Origin of the sequence: Fictibacillus macauensis ZFHKF-1 (genome assembly GCF_000269865.1) — a bacterium.
In the GTDB taxonomy this organism is placed as follows: domain Bacteria; phylum Bacillota; class Bacilli; order Bacillales; family Fictibacillaceae; genus Fictibacillus_C; species Fictibacillus_C macauensis.
In genome coordinates, this window is the sequence record NZ_AKKV01000049.1 from 1 (window position 1) to 2944 (window position 2944).

At 35.5% G+C, this 2944-nt stretch carries 6 protein-coding genes; 1 reads left to right on the forward strand and 5 read right to left on the reverse strand.

The window, feature by feature from the left end; all coding sequences use genetic code 11:
- The 5 genes from A374_RS18835 to A374_RS18855 form a co-directional block, all read right to left on the reverse strand.
- Nucleotides 1–243, reverse strand: a 243-nt coding sequence (locus A374_RS18835; RefSeq protein WP_040340759.1) for a hypothetical protein, incomplete at its 3' end; no start/stop codon positions are given.
- Nucleotides 244–485: 242 nt separating this feature from the next.
- Nucleotides 486–989 carry an Imm6 family immunity protein gene (locus A374_RS18840; protein ID WP_007203843.1) on the reverse strand — a complete coding sequence of 168 codons (504 nt, stop codon included), beginning with the start codon at nucleotides 987–989 and terminating at the stop codon, nucleotides 486–488.
- Nucleotides 990–1156: 167 nt separating this feature from the next.
- The gene (locus A374_RS19685; protein ID WP_007203844.1) at nucleotides 1157–1375 is read right to left on the reverse strand and encodes a hypothetical protein; all 219 of its coding nucleotides are present in this window, start codon (nucleotides 1373–1375) and stop codon (nucleotides 1157–1159) included.
- Between the two features lie 497 nt (nucleotides 1376–1872).
- Complete coding sequence (locus tag A374_RS18850; protein ID WP_007203846.1) at nucleotides 1873–2352, reverse strand: immunity protein YezG family protein; 480 nt, start codon at nucleotides 2350–2352, stop codon at nucleotides 1873–1875.
- A 4-nt stretch (nucleotides 2353–2356) separates the two neighbouring features.
- Nucleotides 2357–2584, reverse strand: a complete 228-nt coding sequence (locus A374_RS18855) for a DNA/RNA non-specific endonuclease (RefSeq protein ID WP_050979785.1) — start codon at nucleotides 2582–2584, stop codon at nucleotides 2357–2359.
- Between the two features lie 37 nt (nucleotides 2585–2621).
- Between A374_RS18855 and A374_RS18860 the strand changes: the two genes are divergently transcribed.
- On the forward strand, nucleotides 2622–2944 hold a 323-nt coding region (locus tag A374_RS18860), incomplete at its 3' end, for an IS3 family transposase (RefSeq protein WP_007203848.1).

Genomic DNA, 2944 nt, shown 5'->3' on the forward strand with positions numbered 1-2944 from the left:
TATTTCATGTGCTTTACTACCGCCTTTTGCTAGATCGCCTAATTGCTTCACGCGTTGTTTTCCAAAATCGGCTGCATTTCCGGCGAGCGTTTTAATGGAGGTCATGCTTTGCTTGAAGTCTGCTTTTACTGCCGTCTTGATGCCTCTTGTACCGAACGCTCGACCAATGCCAGCTAATTTACGCGCGGCTTTGACGCCGGGAAGAAAATCGAACGCCGCAAATGCGGCACATGCCTTGGTCAAAAAGCATCCAATTGACATGTAAAAATGCAACATAGCCGTATATTCATGAAATCTTGAGCAGTATACGGCTATTTGTTGAACGTATCTTTGTGGTACGTTTTTTTTATATTTCGGGCTTACGGTACAACCATCATAAGTTATGAATTTCACAAAAGCATTATTCATGTCGTCCAAAGCATAAATTTCTCGCAAAAAACAAAAAGCACTTGTTGCCTATAGTAGACAATCAAATGCTTTAAATTCTATTGCAACCCTTTTAAAAAGTTCATAATACCGTCTTTTTTTAGCGAAGTATTACTATCCTTTAAATAATTAATGAACTCTTTAACCACAACCTTATTTATTAGTTTTATCTCATAAAAACCCTCTAGAAACTGCTGTAATATACTTTCGTCTACATTTTCTATTGGTGCAGGTAAATATTCTTCATTATCAAACTCATAAGCTCTCCAATTAGTAAAAGATATTGCATCTACAATGCAACCCCAAACTAATTCTTTTAATGGTTCATTCTCATCTTGCATTTGCATAAATAGCCCCGTAAATTCTGTCCCATCGTCTAATAGGTAATAGATCTCATCTCCAGAATATCTCTTATTTTCTATCCATTCCCAGCAAGCTTTCATAGCGTTATTTATATCCTTATATGCTGAAGAAGAAATTAACAAATCAACAACTGTTTCACTTAACCCTAACATAAATGCAACTTGTCTATCTGATTCTAATTTCTCAAATGTATCTAACATAATATCCCTCATTTACTCAACTAATTTTCCATTTCTTAAAATAAAACTTTCCTTTCCAGAAACCCTTATACCTTCTTTGACTTCAGTTGTAACTTTAATTGTCGAATTAGGATACTTTTAGTAAACTGCATGAATATCGCGCCTTCTTTATTCGGATTAGTCATACCCTAAGTACATATCGAGCATACACCTCTTGGGTTTGACTGATGTATTACAAGAGTTCCTTCCACCTCATTTGGATTAACCCCTATTTTTTTGATTGCCATATCAAATTCATTAATAACTCCTTCTTCAGCGTGCTTCATAAATTGTATATGTCGTGGATTAGTTCCATCATACGGAGCTCTTATTTCTCTATTAGGCATTATTTCATCTAAATCAGGCAATCCAGCTTCTCTATGAACTTTTATTGAACTCCCTTCAAAAAGCTTCTCTTCTAGTCCTGATATGTCCGTTTTTCCAATAGCTATAGTATGAGTATCAGGTACAGTTAGAAATGGAAGTCGATATTTTAAAGCAAGCCGCGCTGATCATGGGACGAAAATAGATGTCATTAGGGAAAACCGACACATCTATTCGGTATCAGCAATGTGCAAAGTCCTACAAATACCACGAAGCATGTATCCGTATCGTTACCACCTTTAGCATTATGAGCTTTGTCATTATCTTTAGTTTGTAGGTTTTGCAGTTCATAAGTCTTCTTGGCATGTAAAATGTCATCTCTCCTGTTTATCGTCTCACAAAATCCAAATATAAAATCAATACTCCATGATGGTACTACCTTCATGAGCTATGAATTTCAAACTGGTCTCATTCATGTTGTTCTTACTTCACCAAGAACAAAAGCACCTGTTGCCTAAAAGGCAACCAAGTGCTTAAATGTTTACTTTTCTTCAAATTTCTTCATTCTCTCTATTAAATCTAAATCTAGCTGTTCTTTATTTTGACTTACATATTTATATTCAAAATATTCAATTCTAGCTGCCGGACCAAATTCGCTATCATGCCAATTTGAGTAATCAAAATGTACGTTTAGTTTTCCCAATGCATTAAGTAATAATGTCACTGAAAACCAAGGTTCTTGGTCATTATCAATAAAAACCTGTTGCAGTTTAACTGTTAGTTCAAACAATTTATGAATCTCTTCATCATAGACACTCTCATCTATAGAATAAATATCTGGGATATCATGAGAATAAACTGGTTCATTACTGCCAATAGGGGTAAAAAAGAAGAATACCCCACCTTCTTTATCCTTCACTTCTCCATTGAAATAAAAGTCGCTCCATTCAATTGGAATTAAATCGTTAACTTGCTGAGCTATCTGTTTATATAATTCATTTAGTTCATTTTCAAAACTCATATTCTCAACCTCCTGATTGATTTTGTATCACTAACCTTACTTGTCGTTTTCCTTCAATTTGATATCTTATAGTAAATGAATCTGGTCGCATTGAGTTACTTGAATAAATTGGTTTAATATTAACGGAGACTTTCTTAGGAGGCACCTCTTTTAATGCATTTGCCCATTCTGTCTCCATATTATACCAAACTCCACCTCTCCTATTAATCTGTCTATTTTGTGGTACAGACATTACGTATTTGTATTTACAAATTGGAAAACCTACTTACTTGTCTTGTGTAAAAGACGCTACAACAAAGGAACTGTTAGCCTATTATCTCTCTTCTTCTTTAAAAATGGACATTGTCTATCAAACGTTACGTCGATTGGATGAGGCATTGGAGGGTAATATTCATCCGGAAGCCCTCTTACATTCGGATCAAGGCATGCATTATACGCATCCAGAATATAGCCGCCGCGTAAAAGAAATGGGCCTTACCCAATCAATGTCTCGCAAAGGAAACTGTTGGAATCATGCCCCTATGGAATCATTCTTTGGCCATATGAAGGACGAAATCGATGCCTCTTCCTGTAAGACGATAGAAGAGCTGCA

Bases quoted from the DNA above. Each gene is read 5' to 3' on its own strand.
- A374_RS18840 (WP_007203843.1), bottom strand. From the start codon at position 989: ATGTTAGATACATTTGAGAAATTAGAATCAGATAGACAAGTTGCATTT.
- A374_RS18855 (WP_050979785.1), bottom strand. From the start codon at position 2,584: ATGTCTGTACCACAAAATAGACAGATTAATAGGAGAGGTGGAGTTTGG.
- A374_RS18850 (WP_007203846.1), bottom strand. From the start codon at position 2,352: ATGAGTTTTGAAAATGAACTAAATGAATTATATAAACAGATAGCTCAG.